We start from the raw sequence: 16545 nt of genomic DNA, 5'->3' as shown, positions 1-16545 counted from the left end.
GAGCTGCCAGGATCACGACCCCTGGACCGTGATCTCCTGGACGTCGACCTGGAAGCCCCGCTCACTGGCCGGCAACTCGGTGATCCAGAACAGCAGGTACTGGTATTTCGCGTCGGCGTCGAAGCCGTCGAACGCCATCGTGGTGCCGTCGTGGTCCTGGAAGGGCTGCCCGATGGTGGTCTTCTCGGTCTTGTAGTTGGTGATCAGTTGCTTGTCGCCGTCGGAGGTCGACGGCGGGTTGATGGTGCCGGTGAGGAGCTGGGCGGACGCGCCGCGGGCCGAGAGGACGGCCTGCACCGACTTGACCGTGTGCGGCGCGCCGAGGTCCAGCCAGACCCCCATGCCCTGCTTCTTGTTGCCGAACTTGGCGGTCGTGTACGTGTCGGTGCCCCAAACCTTGTCCGGGTCGCCGTCGGTCACCTGTTTGGCGCCGTCCAGCTCGTCGCGCACCTGGCTGTCCGGGTCGATGATCCGAACATCCTTCACAGGGAGCTTGCGAACCGCGACGGCGGCCGGAGTGGTCTCGTTGGCCGGGGCGCTCGACGACGGAACGGGGCTCTGGCCCGCCTGCGGCTCCTTGTCGCCGAGCGTGCTGATCCCGATCAGCAGACCGACCAGGGCCACCGCCAGCAGGCCGGCGATGCCGATGGCGACCTTACGACCGCCGGCCGCGGCCAACGGCGACGGCTCTTCTCCGGTCTCGCCGGCGAACCGCAGCGGGCCGCTGTTGTCGAGGTAGTGCTCCTCCTCGGCCGGCACGTCCAGTCGGGCCAACTCGGCGGCGAGCACATCGGAGGACGGCGGCGCGATCTCGGCGTCGAGCAGATCCATGGTCAGGTCGTCCAGGTACGCGGGCACGCCCGCCCGGACCTGACGTGGTGCCGCGATGCCACCACCGGCGTCCCGAACGGCGTCCGGAATGGCGGCCCGGCCGTGACCGGCGGTGGCGCCGTGCAGCGGTGCCTCGGCGTGCGGCCACGAGCCGGTGAGGGCGAAGTAGAGGATGCCGCCGACCGCCCGGATGTCGTTCTCCTGGCTGTCTGCGCCATCGGTGCGTGCGTCGGCCAGGACCACGCGGCCCTCGTCGCTGATCATGACGGTGCCGGGGTGGACGTTGCCGTGGACCATGCCGGTGGCGTGCACGGCGGCGAGGGCGCTCGCGACGGCGTTGCCGATCGCGGTGGCGCGGGCCGGGTCCAGGGGGCCGTCGGCCGCCAGGTCGCGCAGGGACTGCCCGTCGACCCACTCGCGCACCACGTACGCCCGCTCGGCCTCGTCGATCGCGTCGTAGACGCCGACCAGGTTGGGGTGGATGACCCGGCTCGCCGCGACGGCGGCCTGGAGCATCTCGGTGGCGGAGTCGCCACCCGGGTAGCGCAGCACCACCGCGACGGGACGGCGCAGGATGACGTCGACCCCGCGCCAGACCAGCCGACCCGCGCTGTCGTTGTTGATGTGCTCAACCAGCTCGTATCGCTCGGCGAGGACTTCACCGGCCGTGGGAGCACCGAAGGTCATGACCGGAGGAGCGCTTTCGTCCGCCTCCTGACCCTCGCCGACCTGGGTCACCCGTCCTCCCTCGGTGATCGTGTCGATCGATGGACCCGCACTGCTGGGCATGTGGCTTCCCGCTCTGCCGTTGAAGGAACCGGCCGACCGGTGTCGACGCGCAGCGTCGGCCCCTGCCGTACCCGTCGAGAGCGACCTTACCCGGGTTGCCCGTCTCCCCGACATGTCATCTTCCCGCCGTACCCGACGGGCTTCCGGCAGTCGAAGAACTCGTCCGGTTACGACCGTTGTCAGCCACGTTGCTGGCACATGTACTAGCTAATCTACGGCTTCACCGCAAGTAACCGACGCCGGGGCTGGACTGGTGTGGCGCTCCCGCCACCGTGCCTGTTCCCGCCGATTGGCTGGCCACCCTCAGCCGTACGGTTGGTTATCCACAGGCTGATGCGGTGGTTGACCGGCGAATCGCGGAGTTATCCACAGCTGTGTCCCCAGCCTGGTGATCCGTGGTCACATTCCGTGTGTTCGCAAACTTTTGTAATCGATCACTGTCGGTCAGCGACCAAGGCGGCGGCGGACCATGCCGACCACCTCGGTGATCTCGCCGATCCGCAGCAGCATGGCCAGGCCCAGGTAGCTGCCGCCGACCACCGCGCCGCCGATGACGAGTTGGATCGCCGCCTCGATCCAACTTGGCCGGTCGCCGCCGGGCAGCAGGCTGATCACCAACCATCCGACAAGTGCCGCGCCGAGGGCGGCGACCACGACCCGGCCGAGGGTGCGCATGATGGCGCCCAGCCCGATCCGGCCGACCCGGGGCCGCAGCAACCAGGCGGAGGCGACCGCCGCCGCCACGTACGAGACCGCGTTGCCGATCATCATGCCGGCGGCCGCGAAGTGCGCGGCGAACGCGGCGAACAGCACGATCTGTACGCCCACCCGCAGCGCCACCACCGGGATGTTGATCAGGGCTGGGGTGCGGGTGTCCGGCAGCGCGTAGAAGGCGAAGGTGAAGAGCTGACTGATCGCGAACGGCACCAGGGCGAGCGCGGCGGCCAGCAGAACGGTGGACGTCGCCGTCGCGTTTTCGGCGGTGAACGCGCCGTACCGGAAGACCACGACCGAGATCGGGGTGGACAGCACGGCGTAGCAGACCGCGATCGGCGCGAGCACCGCTGTCACCATCCGGACACCCCGCGAGAGGTCGGCGGTGACGTCGTGGAACCGTCCGTCCGCTGCCGCGGCGGCCATCCGGGGCATCAGCGCGGTGATGATCGAGACGGCGATGATGCCGTGCGCCATCATCAGCAACAGGAAGACGTTGTTGTAGATCAGGATGCCGGCCTGGTCCGTGCCCGCGGCACGGGTGAGGAGGTTGACCACCACGAAGAGGCCGAGCTGGTTGACGGCCACGTAGCAGAACATCCAGGCGCCGAGCTTGGCCAGCTCGCGCAGCCCCAGCTCGCGGAAGTCGAACCGCCACTTCCAGCGGAAGCCGACCTTGCGCAGTGCCGGCAGCAGGCCGGCGGTCTGCACCGCCACGCCGAGCAGGGTGCCGCCACCCACCAGCAGAATCCGGCCGAGGCCCATCTCCGACGGCTGTAGTCCCTTCGCCCCGTAGACCAGGATGTAGAGACCGAAGACGCCGATCACCACGAGGTTGTTGAGGATCGGCGCCCACATCGGCGCGGCGAAGTGCCCCCGGGTGTTCAGGACCGCGGCGATCAACGCGCTGACGCCGGTGAAGAACAGCATCGGCAGGATCAGCCACGACAGGTGCGTGATCAGCTTCGTGTAGGCCTCGTCCTTGCCGCTGGCGTAGATGGTGGTCAGCACCGGCGCCGACACCACGGCGATCAGGGCTGCCGCGGCCAGCGCCAGCACCGCGAGGCTGAGCAGCCGTTGGGCGTACGCCTCGCCCCGGTCCGCGTCGCTCTTGCGTCGACGGACCAGCACCGGGATCAGCACGCTGGTCAGCACCCCGCCGAGCAGGAACTCGTACACCTGGTTGGGGAGGAAGATGGCTGTCGTGTAGGCGTTGCCGATCAGGTTGCCGAGGGCGGCACCGATCATCAGGTTCCGGATGAACCCGGTGCCCCGGCTCACCAGGCTGCCGATCGCCATGACCGCGCTGTTCGCGGCGGCGCTGGTTTCGCCGACGACCTCGGGCGGGGGCGCCGTGGCCTCCACCCCGGGCTGGTTCAGCGGCTCCGCGGAGATGAAGATCGCCCCGTCAGCCGGCGGCACGTTACCGTCCGGCGTGGCGTTGGCGCTGCGGTAGAGCCCGCCGCTCATCTCCAGCCTCCCAGGGGTACGTCGAGCCGGACACCGACCCGCACGCCACAGACCATAGTCAACCCCCACCCGTTACCCCGCGCCCGGCGGATCGGATCACACCCCGGCCCGATAAGCTGGCGATCCCATGTCCGACGCCTCCGCTCCCCACGCCGCCGACCGCCGCGAACTCACCGCCGCGCAGCGCAACGCCGTCGCCGAACTGCTCCGGGTCTCTCCGGTCGCCGACGAGTTGGGCCGCCGGTTCGTCCGCGCCGGTCACGAGTTGCACCTGGTGGGCGGTTCGGTGCGGGACGCCCTGCTCGGCCGACTCGGTGACGACCTCGACTTCTGCACCGACGCGCATCCCGACGAGACGCTGCGGATCCTCAAGGGCTGGGCCGAGTCGATCTGGGAGACCGGTCGCGAGTTCGGCACCATCGGCGCGCAGCGCGACGGCCTCCGGCTGGAGGTCACCACCTTCCGGGCCGAGTCGTACGACCAGGTCAGTCGCAATCCGGTGGTGGTGTACGGCACCAGCCTCGACGAGGACCTCAAGCGGCGCGACTTCACGATCAACGCGATGGCGGTCAGCCTGCCGGAGCACCGGTTCACCGACCCACACGGTGGCCTGGAGGACATCTCGGCCAAGGTGATCCGGACTCCGAGCACCCCGGGTGAGTCGTTCGGCGACGACCCGTTGCGGATGCTGCGGGCCGCCCGGTTCGCCGCCCAGTTGCGCTTCGCCGTGCACCCGGACGTGCACCTGGCGATGAGTGAGATGGCCGCCGACCTGGACCGGATCACCGCCGAGCGGATCCGGGACGAGTTCACCAAGCTGCTCTGCGGCACCGACCCGATCACCGGTCTGCGGCTGCTTGTCGACACCGGCCTCGCCGAGCGGTTCCTGCCGGAGCTGACCGGCCTGAAGCTGGAGATCGACGAGCACGCGCAACACAAGGACGTCTACGAGCACACCCTGACGGTCGTCGAGAACGCGGTCTCCTACGAGGAGGAGGGCTGCGACTTCATCCTGCGGATGGCCGCCCTCCTGCACGATGCGGGCAAGCCGGCGACGAAGGCGGTCGGGTCCGACGGTCGGGTCAGCTTCCACCACCACGAGGTGGTCGGCGCCCGGCTGACCAAGGCCCGGATGAAGGCGATGCGGTACCCGAAGGACGTCACCGCGAAGGTGACCGCCCTCGTCGCGCTGCACCTGCGCTTCTACGGGTACGGGCGGGGCGAGTGGACCGACTCGGCGGTGCGTCGCTACGTCGCCGATGCCGGTGACCTGCTGCCCCGGTTGCACAAGTTGACCCGCTCGGACTGCACGACCCGTAACCGGCGCAAGGCCGCCCAGCTCGCGGCGGACTACGACGCGCTGGAGGAGCGGATCGCCCGGATCGAGGCCGAGGAGGACCTGGCCCGGGTCCGCCCCGACCTGGACGGCAACGCGATCATGGAGTTGCTCGGCGTACCGCCCGGGCCGGTCGTCGGGCGGGCGTGGAAGCACCTCAAGGAGCAGCGCCTCGAGCACGGCCCGCTGGACCGCGACGCCGCCGAGGCCGAGTTGCTGCGCTGGGCCCGCGCGGAGGGCCTGATCACCTAACCCCGCCGGGTCGCGTCGCGACCCGCGCCATGATCGACTCGGTTTAGGAGAAGTCGCGGCATCCCGGCACTTTCGGATGGCCCGACTTCCAGGAGACCGAGTCGATCATCCCGGCGTACGCCGACGGCGCCCCTCCCGAACCGGAAGCGGCGCCGTCGGCGTTCGTCGTCAGCGGCTCTCGACGGCAGTCCCGTCGACGGAGACGGTGCCCTTGCCGGCGGACGTGCCGTTGCCGGCCGGGGTCGACGCCGCACCGAGCCGGCCCAGCAGGCCGGCCAGGTCGATCCCGGTCAGGTCACTGCCGAGCTGGAGCCCCTGGGCCACGTTGCCAGCCACCGACTTCGTCAGCGACGACGCGCCGTCGGTCGAGATGACAGTCATCTTGTCGATCGCCCCGATCGGCGCGCTGGCCGCCTCCACCACCTGCGGCAGCACCTTGACCAGCAGGTCCAACACCGCCGCCTCCCCGTACGCGGCGAACGCCTCGGCCTTGCGCGCCATCGCGTCCGCCTCGGCCTCACCCCTGGCCAGGATGGCCGCTGCCTCGGCCTGACCCTCCCGCTCCACCGCCTCGGCGATCGCGGAACGGCGGCGCTGCTCGGCCTCACCCTCCTTGGCGCCCTCGATCGCGTTCGCCTCGGCGAGCGCGGCACGCCGGGCCCGCTCGCCCTCACCGGTGAGCCGCGCCTGTTCGGCGGAGGCCTGCGCGGCCGCGATGACCGACTGCCGCTGCGCGTCGGCGTGCAGCACCGCCGCCGCGCGGGACGCCTCGGCCTCCTGCTCCACCTTGTACCGGGCCGCATCGGCGGGCTTGCGCACCTCGGTGTCCAGTTGGCGCTGCTTGAGTTCGGCGTTGCGCTCGGCGACCTTCTGCTGCTCGGAGAGGATCGCCTGATCCCGTTCCGCCTGGGCGAGCGGCCCGGCGGCGGCGGACTTCGCCTTCGCCGCGTCGATCTCGGCCTGGATGCCGGCCTGCTTCAGGGACAGGTTCCGGTTGGCCTCCGCGATGGCCTCCTCGGCGAGCAGGCGTTCCTGCTCCGCCTGCTGGCGGGCGCGCGCCTCGGCGATGGCCGCGTCCTTGAGCACCCGGGCGGCCTCCGGCCGGCCCAGGTCCTGCAGGTAGGAGCCCTCGGCGAGGATGTCCTGGAGCTGGAAGGTGTCCAGCACGAGACCCTGGTTGGTCATCGAGTGCTCGGCCTCCTCGGCGACCGCGCTGGCGAACGCCGCCCGGTCCCGGATGACCTCCTCGACGGTGAGCCGGCCGACGATCGAACGCAGCGCGCCGGCCAGCACCTCCCGGGTGAAGTTGTCGATCTCGTCCTGTTGGTGCAGGAACCGCTGGGCGGCGGCCCGGATCGCGTCCTCGGTCCCGCCGACCTTGACGATCGCCACCCCGTGCAGGTCGGCGCGGATGCCCTGCTTGCTGACCGCGCCCCGGATGCCGACGTCGATCCGGCGGCTGGACAGGTCGAGGGACTGAAGCTTCTGCACCACCGGCAGCACGAAGACCGAGGCGCCCAGCACGACCTTCTGCCCGGAGTTGTCGGTCGACCGGCCGCCGTCGGCGGTCTGCGTGGTGCGACCCTTGCGGCCGGTCACGATGAACGCCTCGTTCGGCCCGGCCACCTTGATCCGGGAGAGCACGAAGAGCACCAGGATGAGCGCGAGGAGAACCGCGCCGCCGATGGCGATGAGCAGGGCCATATGAGGAGTCCCGTCTACGAGGAGGAGATCAGTAGGTCTCGACGTGCACGCTGGTCTCGCTGAGCGCCTGCACGACGAAGACCTGGGCGCCGATCGGTATCGGCTGGTCCGCGCGGGCGCTGAGCTTCACCGGTTGGCCGGCGAGGCGTACCCGGACCTCGCCGTAGCCCTGCGCCGGCACCGGGGTCACGACCAGGCCGAGCGCGCCGACCAGGTCGTCGCGGGTGGGGGTGGGGTCGGTGTGCATGTTCCGCGCCGCCCGGCTCAGTCGGGACGCCAACCACGCGGTGGGCACGGCCGCGAGCACGCCGCCGGCCGCCGCACCGACGACCATGCCGGGGGTACGCGCACCGAGCAGTTCGTTGACGATGGCCCCGCCGAACCCGAACGCCCCGGCGAAGCCGGCAACCGTTTCGAGCGAGATCGGACCGTCCACGTCGGCGTGCCCGAACTGGAACAGCTCGGTGCCGAGCAGCGCGAGCGCGAGCACCCCGATGCCCGCCCCGCCGATGATCAGAAAGATGAGCGTCCCCGTTGCCACGACCTGCACGGTATCGACGTCACGCAACGCGGGCCGCCGCCGGGCGACGGGTCCGCCCGGTGTCGTCCGGGTCGGGGAGAATGGGGCGATGCGTTGGACCGTGCTCGACTCACCGATCGGTGAGTTCTCCGTCGCCACCGATGACACGAGCGTCTGCGGCACCCATTTCGGCCGGGTCGAGGCAGCCACCGAGGAACCCGACGACCTGCTGTCCCGGCAGGTCGTCGCCGAGCTGCGGGCCTACTTCGCCGGTGAGCTGACCGCGTTCACCGTTCCGGTGTCGACGCCGCGCGGCTCGGACTTCGAGCGGGCCGTGTGGCGGGAGATGACGCGCATCCCGTACGGCGAGACGCTTACCTACGGCGAGGTGGCGCGGCGGGTCGGCGATCCCGGGGCGGCCCGGGCGGTGGGTGTGGCTTGCAACCGCAACCCGGTGCCGGTGATCGTGCCGTGTCACCGGATCGTCGGCGCGGGCGGCAAGCTGGTCGGGTTCGGTGGGGGCCTGCCGCGCAAGGTCAAACTGTTGGAGCTGGAGGCCGTGGTCGCCCTGCGTCACGCCTGGTCCTGATCGGCCGACCGGCCACGGTGTCGCGGGCCAGATCCTGACTATCGGCCGACCGGTCGATGTCGGTACGTCACCGGAACGGTCATGATCGGGCGTCATTTCCACTTTCGCGGGGGTACCCATGACCGAAAACCAGGACAAGACCGTCGGCCGGCGGCAGTTGCTGCGCCGCGCGGGCACCGTGGCCGCCGGCGTCGCCGGCACCACGGTGGTCGGTGCGGCAGTCGCCGGCCAGGCTCAGGCCGACCCGGGTCAGCCGGTGATCCAGGCTGCCAACAACGTCGTCAACGGCGGTGGCACCACCGCGCTGGTCAACCCGGCGGTCGGACCGACCCTGCGGTTGGAGAACACGAACCTCGCGGCGAGCGGCGAATTCGAGTTGGCCGGCCCGCCGCTCGTGCTGACCCCCAGCGGTGACTTTCTGAGTGAACAAGCGCCGGTCGGCTCCATGGGCGTGGACCGGCGCGGCAACTTCCAGGTGATTTCCTTCCGGGACGGCGACATCTCCATCCCGGACTACGTGTTCACCACCGGCAACTCGAACCAGATCGTGCCAGTCGTGCCGCAGCGGGTCATCGACACCCGTGAGGCGGGTCGGCGCGGCCGGATCACGAATGCCTCGGCGACCACCCTGGATTCGGCCGGCCGCCTGCGGGGCGGTCAGACGATTCACGTCGCGCTGGATGACTTCGTGCATGCCGGTGACGCGCTCTTCGGCATCGTCACCGCGACGTCCGCGGCCGGCCCGGGCTTCCTGCAGATCTTCCCGTACGGCACCCCGCGTCCGCCGAGCTTCGCGTCGCTCAACCACGAGGCCAACGGGGTCTACTCGAACGCGTTCATGTCGGGCATCGGGTACGACGCCGACGCCATCTCCATCTACGCGCTCCAGACCACACACGTCGTCCTCGACGTCACGGCGTTCGTGGTCGGTTACGGCTGGGTCGAGACGGACTTCCTGCCGTACTCCGTCAACGCGACGGGGCGCAGCGCCGAGTCGCTGGCCGATCGCAAGGCGAAGCGGATGGCCCGGGCCATGAAGAACAGGCCGAGCGGGGCGTAGCTCGACCGCCGTACCGCGAAGCGAGGCATCGAACGCGGCGAGGGCCGGGTCCCGACGGACCCGGCCCTCGGCCGTACTTGCCGCTCAGCGGGTCAGCGCTCGACCTCGCCGGCGATGAACTCCTCGACGGCCTGGTGGGCGTCGTGGTCGGCGTACTGCACGGGCGGGGACTTCATGAAGTACGACGAGGCCGACAGGATCGGGCCGCCGATCTTCCGGTCCAGCGCGATCTTCGCGGCCCGGACCGCGTCGATGATGACGCCGGCCGAGTTCGGAGAGTCCCACACCTCGAGCTTGAGCTCGGCGTTCAGCGGGGTGTCACCGAACGAGCGGCCCTCCAGGCGGATGTACGCCCACTTGCGGTCGTCCAGCCACGGCACGTGGTCCGACGGGCCGATGTGCACGTCGCTCTTGCTCATCTCGTGCGGGATCTGCGAGGTGACCGACTGGGTCTTCGAGATCTTCTTCGAGACCAGCCGCTTGCGCTCCAGCATGTTCATGAAGTCCATGTTGCCGCCGAAGTTGAGCTGGTACGTGCGCAGCAGCTCGACACCGCGGTCCTCGAAGAGCTTCGCCAGCGCGCGGTGCACGATGGTGGCACCGACCTGGCTCTTGATGTCGTCGCCGACGATCGGCAGGCCCGCGTCGGTGAACTTCTGGGCCCACTCCGGGTCGGAGGCGATGAAGACCGGCAGGGCGTTGACGAACGCGCAGCCGGCGTCGATCGCGGCCTGGGCGTAGAACTTGGCGGCCTGCTCGGAGCCGACCGGGAGGTAGCAGACGACGACGTCGACCTGCGCGTCGCGCAGCGCCTGCGCCACGTCGACGGGGGTGGCGTCGGACTCCTCGACGATCTCGCGGTAGTACTGGCCCAGACCGTCGAAGGTCGGACCGCGCTGGACGGTGATGCCGGTCGGCGGCACGTCGCAGAGCTTGATGGTGTTGTTCTCGCTGGCGACGATCGCCTCCGCGAGGTCCATGCCCACCTTCTTGGCGTCCACGTCGAATGCCGCGACGAACTCGACGGCGTTGACGTGGTAGTCGCCGAAGGCGACGTGCATGAGACCCGGGACGCGGTCGTTCGGGTTGGCGTTCCGGTAGTACTCGACGCCCTGAACCAGGGACGAGGCGCAGTTACCCACACCGACGATGGCGACGCGGACGGAGCCCATAGCGTCTGCCTCCTTCTTTTCTGTCACGGCCGCTCATTCCTGGTCTCTCCAGGCGGAGGCGGGCTGTTGTCTTCTCGTCGGCCACCGGCCGTCCCGGTGTGCGGGACCGTCGGGGCTCGGCCGGAGCGCTCGTTGGCGATGAGCTCCTCCAGCCAGCGGACCTCGCGCTCACAGGCGTCAAGGCCGTGGCGCTGTAATTCCAAGGTGTAAGCGTCGAGGCGCTCGGCTGCCCGGCCCAGCACGTCACGAAGCCCTTCGCGACGCTCCTCGATCTTGCGGCGGCGACCCTCCAGAATGCGCAGTCGGGTCGCCTGGTCGGTCCGGGCGAAGAACGCGAAGTGCACCCCGAAGCCCGTGTCGTCGTACGTCTCGGGTCCGGCCTGTGCGATCAGCTGGGCGAAGCGTTCCTTGCCGTCCGCGGTGATTTTGTAGACCACCCGACCTCGTCGGCTGGTCAGCGCGGGAACCTCCTCGGCAGTGGCGGGTGTCTCAGCAGCTTCGGTGATCCAACCCGCCGCCTGGAGCCTGCGTAGGGTCGGGTAGAGCGAGCCGTAGCTGATCGCCGCCCGGATCGCGCCGAGTTTGGCGGTCAGCTCCTTGCGCAGCTCATAGCCGTGCATCGGAGACTCCTGCAGGAGGCCGAGGATGGCGAACTCGAGCACGTGCCACCCTCTCTTTCCCCTCCGGCGTGGAGCGGTGACCGCCGCGATGTATCGGACCGATACATCGCACGTTAGCGGGTTGCGCCGGCCAGGGCAAACCCCCCAATCTGAGACCCTGTCGTCACGGATCGTGAGCATGGTCGCCTGCTTGGGCCGGACCGCGTACCCTTCTTCGCATGCGTACGCAGCGCCAGGTCGTCGACTACTCGCTTCAGAAGCGAGCAGTGCTGCGTGAGCTCCTGGCCGGCCGGGTCGGCACGTACGACGTGTGCGACGCGTCGCCGTACCTGAAGAACGCCGCCCGGTTCCACGGAGAGCCGACGGACCGGCGCTGCCCGATCTGCCGCAGTGAAAACCTGACCCTCGTCCACTACATTTATGGCGACGAGCTCAAGCAGTCCGCCGGGCAGGCACGGACGCTCACCGAGTTGCCCGTGCTGGCGATGACACTGCGTGAGTTTCAGGTCTTCGTGGTGGAGGTGTGCCTCGGCTGCGACTGGAACCATCTCGTCGAGCAGTACCTGCTCGGCCGGGATGGTCTGACCGGCGACAGCGACGGTGCCGGCGAGCAGAGTGTCGCGGCCGCCGAAGGTGCGGGTCGGCGGAGGCGAGAGGCGCAACGGTGATCGCAGCAGGTTGGACCGGCCTCGGGGCCATCGACGAAACCCGGGACGGCCGACCGCTCGTTGGTCCGATTGGCCCGATTGATACAGCATTGACCTCGGCGAGGCGGCACCCCTGTGCCGTCGTCGCGGGTGAAGCAACTCACGGCAACCCGGTGGCGGCGCAGTCGCGCCCCACCGCGACCGGCAGGGTGTGAGGAATGAACTCGTACGGCGATCCCAGTTCTGCGCGCGGCCGGGCCCAGTACCCGGCCCCGGCGGGCGACCCCGGGCCGGGCGCGGACGACGCGCGCCGCCGGCCCGGCGGTGACTCCGGCGGAAGTGGCTGGTCGGCTTCGGGGGGCGGAGCGGCAGCACCGGCTCGCGCCTCGGTGACGCCGCCGGCCGCCGGCGGGCGGGCCACGGTGGGCGGATCGGCGTCGGTGCCGCCGCGGGGTGGCGCGGCAGCCGGATCCGCCTCGGTGGGCTCGGCGACCCCGGGCCGATCAGGACGTGCCTCCGTGCCGGTGTCGCCGGCACCGGGACGCGCCTCGGTGCCGGTGTCGCCCGGACCTGGCGCGGCTGCCGGACGTGCCGGCGCCGGACGGGCCTCGGTGCCGGTGTCCCCGGCACCCGGAGCGCCGGCGGGTCGGGCGGTGGTCGGTGCCGCCTCGGTCGGTACCGCCTCGGCGGGTCGAGCCAGCGTCGGCTCCGCGTCGGTGGGTGGCCGGGCCGCGGTCGCCCGGGCGAGCGTCTCTCCGGTCTCCGGTGGATCAGGTGGGCCGGGTGGGCCCAACGGTCCCGGTGGACCCAACGGCCCGGGTCGGGGCGGTCGTGGTGCGGGCGGCGCGGGCGCGGCGCGCTCGAAGAAGCGCAAGCGGATGAACCTGCTGATCGCCGGCGTCGCGATCTTCATCATGCTGGCTGGCGTCGGCGTGGTCGGGTTCACCTACTACTCGACGAACGTGGTCATGCCCAACGAGTTGCCGCTGCCGCTGTCCACCACGGTGTACGCCAAGGACGGCAGGACGCCGTTGGCCAAGCTGGGCAGCGAGAACCGCACCTTCGTCACCATCAACCAGATCCCCGTGCACGTGCAGCACGCGGTGGCTGCCGCCGAGGACCGCAACTTCTACCGGCACTCCGGCGTCGACTACAAGGGCATCGTCCGGGCCGGATGGAACAACATCACCGGTGGCGACAAGCAGGGTGCCTCGACCATCACCCAGCAGTACGCCCGCAACGCGTTCGAGAACCTCCAGGACGACTCGTACGGCCGCAAGGTGAAGGAGGCCATCCTCGCCTCCAAGCTGAGCGAGCAGTACGACAAGCCGGAGATCATGCAGCACTACCTCAACGTCATCTACTTCGGACGCGGCGCCTACGGCATCGAGGCCGCGGCACAGACGTACTTCGGCAAGGCGGCGAAGGACCTGTCCGTGGGCGAGGGCGCGGTGCTCGCGGCGGTCATCAAGCAGCCGGTGGCGAGCAGCAGCCACAAGGGTTTCGATCCCGCGGTCAACATGCCCGACGCCAAGTCACGGTGGGACTACGTGATCTCCGGCATGAAGAAGGAAGGCTGGGTCGACGCCCCGGGGGAGCCCGCGTCGCCGACCGCCTACCCGAAGGTGCTGCCGCCGAAGAAGGGCGGGAACGGGTTCGGTGTCGACAGCCCGCGGGGCAACGTCATCAACTACGTCCGCGAAGAGATGGACGCGATGGGCCTCTGCTCCGACAGCGGCGCGGAGGGCAAGACGAGCTGCGTGGACGCGCTGCGGGACGGCGGCTACCGGATCACCACCACCATCGACCCGAAGCTCCAGGCCGCCGCCGAGAACACGGCGATGCAGTCCAAGAAGGGCTCCGAGCTCAACGACCAGCCGAAGAACCTGATGGCGGCGGTGGTGTCGATCGACCCGTCGAAGGGTCGGGTGCTCGCCTACTACGGCGGTGACAGCGGCGCCGACTTCGACTACGCCGGCAAGAACGTCGACAAGAACGGCGACCTGACCGGTGGCCACCAGCCGGGCTCGTCGATGAAGGTGTACACCCTGGCCGCGGCCATCGAGGCGGGCATCTCGGTCAAGTCGCACTGGGACCCCACGCCGTACAAGCCCGAGGGCTCCAAGGTGGCGATCGGAAACGCGGGCCGCACCAACCTCAAGTGCGGCAAGTACTGCACCCTCGAGGAGTCGACGGTCCAGTCGTACAACGTGCCCTTCTATTGGGTCACCAAGGAAATCGGCGTCGAGAAGGTCGTCGACATGGCCCACAAGGCTGGCGTGACCACCATGTGGGGCGTCGACCCGCCGCAGGCCTTCGACCTGTCGAAGAAGGGGCCGAACCCGTTCGACAACTACACCGGTTTCGGTAAGTACCCGATCACCGTGTTCGACCACGCCAACGCGATGGCCACCTTCGCCAACGACGGCAAGTACATCAAGGCCCACTTCGTCATCAAGGTGGAGCAGCAGGACACGGACACCGGGAAGTGGAAGGTCGTCGGCAGCGAGCGCATCAAGCCGGAACAGCGGATCCCCAAGAAGATCACCGACGAGGTCACAGGTGTCCTGAAGCAGATCCCGCGCCCCAACGACATCTCCCTGGAAGACGGCCGTCAGGCCGCCGCCAAGACCGGCACCTGGGAGTACGACGACGAGGACAACTCGCACGCCTGGACGGTCGGTTACACCCCGCAGAATGCCACCGCGGTGTGGGTGGGCAGCCGGGACCCGAAGAAGCCGCAGATCAAGCTCGCCAGCGGCAAGGACATCGGTGGTTCGACGCTCCCCGGCCCCATCTGGGAGAAGTACATGAACTCCGCCCTCAAGGGCCTGGAGGAGATCCCCCTACCCAGCGTCACCGGCGAGGGTGACGCCACGAAGGGCAACGGCAAGGAGCCGCCGCCCCCCACTCCGGGCCTGCCCGGTCTCCCGGGCCAACCGGGCTGCGACCCGCTGACCGACCCGTTCTGCACGGTCCCCGGCGGTAACCCGGGTGGTAACCCCGGCGGCAATCCTGGTGGCAACCCGGGCGGTAATCCCGGCGGTCCCGGTGGGCCAGGCGGACCCGGTGGACCAGGTGGCGGCGGCGGTGGTGGACTGCTGCCCGGCGTGCCACCGAACCGGGACTGACCCGCAACTTCGCACGACGCCGCCGCCGGCCGGACGATCTGTTCGGCCGGCGGCGGCGTTTCCGTACCCAGATCTCTCCGCGTCGGGACGGGACGACCACCCCGGTCATACGGCAGGATGCCTTCTCATGAGCACCCAGTCGACGCCCGGCATCGACGACGCCGGAACCACCGACCACCCGTCCCGATCCGACGGGTTCGTCCGCGGCCTCTCCGGCGCCATCGGCGGCCCACTGGGCGACCACGCGACCGCGCTGGACCAGCCGGCCGGCCAGGAGCGTCGCTTCTGGACCGCCGTCCGGATCGTGCTGGCCCTGGCCTGCCTCACCCTTGCGCTGCACTGGGTGCAGAAGTCGCCCTGCCAGGACGGTGCCTGGCAGAACAACGTCCAGTACAACCGGTTCTGTTACACCGACGTCCTCGCCCTGTACTACGCCGAAGGGCTCAACGAGGGCAAGGTGCCCTACCGTGACCACCCGGTGGAGTACCCGGTGCTGACCGGCTACTTCATGGGCGCGCTGGGCCTGCCGGTGCACGCCGTCGGTGCCGGCGACCCGAGCATCAACCAGGGCCAGTGGTTCTACAACCTCAACGCGCTGGTGCTGGGCGCGCTGGCGGTGGCCACGGTGGCGGTGCTCCTGGCGCTGCGCCGCAGACGACCCTGGGACGCCGCGCTGTTCGCACTCGCCCCGGCGCTGGTGCTCACCGCCACCGTCAACTGGGACCTGCTGGCCATCGGGCTGGCCGCCTTCGGCCTGCTGGCCTGGGCCCGAAAACGACCCGCGCTCGCCGGCGTACTACTCGGACTGGCCGGCGCGGCGAAGCTGTGGCCGTTGTTCCTGCTCGGGCCGATCCTCGTTCTCGCGCTGCGGGCCGACCGGCTCCGCGCCGCGCTCACCGCCACCGGTACGGCGGTCGCCGCCGTGGTGCTGGTGAACCTGCCCGCCGCACGGGCCTACCCGGACAACTGGGACCGGTTCTTCGAGCTGAACACCACCCGGCCGATCGACTGGGGCACCCTCTGGTACATCGGGCGCTACCTGGACGGCAAGGTCGGCAACGACCCCGGCCAACTCGGCCCGTTCGAGTGGCTGAACGCCAACATCCCCACCCTCAACAACCTCTCGTACGCGCTGTTCGGGTTGGCCTGCCTCGGTGTGGCCGTGCTTGCGTTGCGGGCGCCGCGCCGACCGCGGCTGGGTCAGCTCGCCTTCCTGGTGGTCGCGGCGTTCCTCATCTTCAGCAAGGTCTGGTCGCAGCAGTTCGTGCTGTGGCTCCTGCCGCTGGTGGTGCTGGCCCGACCCAAGTGGGGTGCCTTCCTGGCCTGGCAGATCGCCGAGGTCTGCTACTTCGTCGCCTTCTACGGTGAGCTGCTCGGCGCGGCCACCACCCGCCCGGTCTTTCCGGAGGGGGTGTTCGTGCTGGCCTCGACGTTGCGGCTGACCACCGTGGTCGTGCTCTGCGTGTTCGTCATCAAGGAGATCCTGCACCCCGAGCGGGACGTGGTGCGGGCCACCTACCCGGACGACCCGGACGGCGGCGTCCTCGACGGCGCACCGGATGCGCCGTGGCTGGACCGCTGGCGCCGCAGAGAGACGAGCAGCGAACCCCGACCCGAGCCCGCCGCAGCTACCTGACAATTAGGCCGAACGCGGCCTGCACCACGTCGGGGTTTTTCGGGGGAGCCCGCCCGGCGCAGGGATCAAGCCTG

The 16545-nt window shown here is 69.9% G+C and carries 13 protein-coding genes; 6 read left to right on the top strand and 7 right to left on the bottom strand.

Annotated elements, in window-relative coordinates:
- Nucleotides 1-12: 12 nt before the first annotated feature.
- Complete coding sequence (locus tag AB0O48_RS13385; protein WP_365065432.1) at nt 13-1620, bottom strand: protein kinase family protein; 1608 nt, start codon at nt 1618-1620, stop codon at nt 13-15.
- Nucleotides 1621-2064: 444 nt separating this feature from the next.
- Nucleotides 2065-3804: a murein biosynthesis integral membrane protein MurJ gene (gene murJ / locus AB0O48_RS13380; protein ID WP_365065429.1), complete on the bottom strand. Its 1740-nt coding sequence runs from the start codon at nt 3802-3804 to the stop codon at nt 2065-2067.
- A 127-nt stretch (nt 3805-3931) separates the two neighbouring features.
- Between murJ and AB0O48_RS13375 the strand changes: the two genes are divergently transcribed.
- On the top strand, nt 3932-5392 hold the full coding sequence (locus AB0O48_RS13375) for a CCA tRNA nucleotidyltransferase (RefSeq protein WP_357242951.1): 1461 nt from the start codon (nt 3932-3934) through the stop codon (nt 5390-5392).
- Nucleotides 5393-5560: 168 nt separating this feature from the next.
- Here the strand turns inward: AB0O48_RS13375 and AB0O48_RS13370 are convergent, their stop codons facing one another.
- Both AB0O48_RS13370 and AB0O48_RS13365 read right to left on the bottom strand, forming a co-directional pair.
- Nucleotides 5561-7096 (bottom strand): SPFH domain-containing protein, encoded by a 1536-nt coding sequence (locus tag AB0O48_RS13370; protein WP_357242948.1) that lies wholly within the window; start codon nt 7094-7096, stop codon nt 5561-5563.
- 28 nt (nt 7097-7124) lie between these two features.
- Nucleotides 7125-7646: a hypothetical protein gene (locus AB0O48_RS13365; protein ID WP_357244051.1), complete on the bottom strand. Its 522-nt coding sequence runs from the start codon at nt 7644-7646 to the stop codon at nt 7125-7127.
- Between the two features lie 79 nt (nt 7647-7725).
- Between AB0O48_RS13365 and AB0O48_RS13360 the strand changes: the two genes are divergently transcribed.
- Together AB0O48_RS13360 and AB0O48_RS13355 are read left to right on the top strand one after the other, a co-directional pair.
- Nucleotides 7726-8205, top strand: coding sequence for a methylated-DNA--[protein]-cysteine S-methyltransferase (locus tag AB0O48_RS13360; RefSeq protein WP_357242945.1), 480 nt, complete (start codon nt 7726-7728; stop codon nt 8203-8205).
- Nucleotides 8206-8323: 118 nt separating this feature from the next.
- Entirely contained in the window at nt 8324-9265 is a 942-nt protein-coding gene (locus tag AB0O48_RS13355) for a hypothetical protein (RefSeq protein WP_357242942.1), read from the top strand.
- A 92-nt stretch (nt 9266-9357) separates the two neighbouring features.
- Here AB0O48_RS13355 and AB0O48_RS13350 read toward each other — a convergent pair whose 3' ends face one another.
- Nucleotides 9358-10437 (bottom strand): inositol-3-phosphate synthase, encoded by a 1080-nt coding sequence (locus tag AB0O48_RS13350; RefSeq protein WP_357242939.1) that lies wholly within the window; start codon nt 10435-10437, stop codon nt 9358-9360.
- Nucleotides 10438-10460: 23 nt separating this feature from the next.
- Nucleotides 10461-11099, bottom strand: a complete 639-nt coding sequence (locus AB0O48_RS13345) for a PadR family transcriptional regulator (RefSeq protein ID WP_357242937.1) — start codon at nt 11097-11099, stop codon at nt 10461-10463.
- A gap of 176 nt (nt 11100-11275) precedes the next feature.
- Between AB0O48_RS13345 and AB0O48_RS13340 the strand changes: the two genes are divergently transcribed.
- On the top strand, nt 11276-11725 hold the full coding sequence (locus AB0O48_RS13340) for a DUF5318 domain-containing protein (RefSeq protein WP_357242934.1): 450 nt from the start codon (nt 11276-11278) through the stop codon (nt 11723-11725).
- Nucleotides 11726-11864: 139 nt separating this feature from the next.
- On the opposite strand, the gene AB0O48_RS13335 is transcribed toward AB0O48_RS13340, so the two are convergent.
- The gene (locus tag AB0O48_RS13335) at nt 11865-12620 is read right to left on the bottom strand and encodes a hypothetical protein (protein WP_357571594.1); all 756 of its coding nucleotides are present in this window, start codon (nt 12618-12620) and stop codon (nt 11865-11867) included.
- Here AB0O48_RS13335 and AB0O48_RS13330 point away from each other — a divergent pair.
- Together AB0O48_RS13330 and AB0O48_RS13325 are read left to right on the top strand one after the other, a co-directional pair.
- Entirely contained in the window at nt 12583-14835 is a 2253-nt protein-coding gene (locus tag AB0O48_RS13330) for a transglycosylase domain-containing protein (RefSeq protein WP_365065420.1), read from the top strand. The genes AB0O48_RS13335 and AB0O48_RS13330 overlap by 38 nt on opposite strands.
- Nucleotides 14836-14962: 127 nt before the next feature.
- A complete protein-coding gene (locus AB0O48_RS13325) occupies nt 14963-16471 on the top strand; it encodes a glycosyltransferase 87 family protein (protein WP_357242925.1) in 1509 nt (502 codons plus the stop codon).
- The last annotated feature ends 74 nt before the right edge of the window (nt 16472-16545 follow it).

The sequence above is a fragment of the Micromonospora sp. NPDC085948 genome, assembly GCF_040686315.1.
Taxonomy (GTDB): Bacteria; Actinomycetota; Actinomycetes; order Mycobacteriales; family Micromonosporaceae; genus Micromonospora.
Note: the sequence above shows the minus strand (reverse complement) of the source record. Positions and strands in the feature narration are given on the sequence as shown.

What these genes read in the sequence shown, in the direction of transcription:
- AB0O48_RS13385 (WP_365065432.1), bottom strand. Translation starts at nt 1,620, where the DNA reads ATGCCCAGCAGTGCGGGTCCATCGATCGACACGATCACCGAGGGAGGA.
- murJ (WP_365065429.1), bottom strand. Translation starts at nt 3,804, where the DNA reads ATGAGCGGCGGGCTCTACCGCAGCGCCAACGCCACGCCGGACGGTAAC.
- AB0O48_RS13375 (WP_357242951.1), top strand. Translation starts at nt 3,932, where the DNA reads ATGTCCGACGCCTCCGCTCCCCACGCCGCCGACCGCCGCGAACTCACC.
- AB0O48_RS13370 (WP_357242948.1), bottom strand. Translation starts at nt 7,096, where the DNA reads ATGGCCCTGCTCATCGCCATCGGCGGCGCGGTTCTCCTCGCGCTCATC.
- AB0O48_RS13360 (WP_357242945.1), top strand. Translation starts at nt 7,726, where the DNA reads ATGCGTTGGACCGTGCTCGACTCACCGATCGGTGAGTTCTCCGTCGCC.
- AB0O48_RS13355 (WP_357242942.1), top strand. Translation starts at nt 8,324, where the DNA reads ATGACCGAAAACCAGGACAAGACCGTCGGCCGGCGGCAGTTGCTGCGC.
- AB0O48_RS13350 (WP_357242939.1), bottom strand. Translation starts at nt 10,437, where the DNA reads ATGGGCTCCGTCCGCGTCGCCATCGTCGGTGTGGGTAACTGCGCCTCG.
- AB0O48_RS13340 (WP_357242934.1), top strand. Translation starts at nt 11,276, where the DNA reads ATGCGTACGCAGCGCCAGGTCGTCGACTACTCGCTTCAGAAGCGAGCA.
- AB0O48_RS13330 (WP_365065420.1), top strand. Translation starts at nt 12,583, where the DNA reads ATGAACCTGCTGATCGCCGGCGTCGCGATCTTCATCATGCTGGCTGGC.
- AB0O48_RS13335 (WP_357571594.1), bottom strand. Translation starts at nt 12,620, where the DNA reads ATGATGAAGATCGCGACGCCGGCGATCAGCAGGTTCATCCGCTTGCGC.
- AB0O48_RS13325 (WP_357242925.1), top strand. Translation starts at nt 14,963, where the DNA reads ATGAGCACCCAGTCGACGCCCGGCATCGACGACGCCGGAACCACCGAC.